Here is a 566-nt window from a genome sequence, read left to right on the forward strand (position 1 = left end):
GGGCGTCGTGCGCCGGGCGGTGGAGGCGGACGCGGACGCGCTGGTCGGGGTCGACGTGGTGGCGGGGGGGGGTGACGTCGGGCGGCGGGAGGCCATCCGGAGGTGGTGCAGGCAGGGGTCGGTGCTGGTGGCGGAGGACGCGGGCGGACTGGTCGGTTACTGCGTGCTGGAGTACACGTTCTTCGACCAAGGCTTCGTGACGATGCTGATGGTGGCTCCGTCGGCCCGTTGCAGGGGTGTGGGCCGGCGGTTGCTGGACGCCGCGGCGGCCTCGTGTACGACGCCGAAGCTCTTCACCTCGACCAATGTGTCCAACCAGCCCATGCAGCGGCTGCTCCACCGGGCCGGCTGGACGCCCGCCGGCCTGCTCCATGGCCTCGACGAGGGTGACCCCGAGCTGTTCTACCTTTGCCCCCCGACGGCCCCCGGACGGTGAGGGCGGAGAAGGTGTAGGGCGAAGGTGAGTCCGGAATTTGGTGCTGGGGGGCGAATTTGGGACTCGCCCGAGGGCCCTGGGCGTGCCTGCGTTCGGCAGGCGTCAGCCTGCGCCCCCGGGACCCCTCCCG

Annotated in this window: 1 protein-coding gene; it reads left to right on the forward strand. The window is 72.1% G+C overall.

Annotated elements, in window-relative coordinates; all coding sequences use genetic code 11:
- Positions 1-7 precede the first annotated feature (7 nt).
- Positions 8-436, forward strand: coding sequence for an N-acetyltransferase family protein (locus tag ACOV8S_RS31135; RefSeq protein ID WP_448321838.1), 429 nt, complete (start codon positions 8-10; stop codon positions 434-436).
- Positions 437-566 lie beyond the last annotated feature (130 nt).

Source organism: Streptomyces sp. CO7, assembly GCF_053474865.1.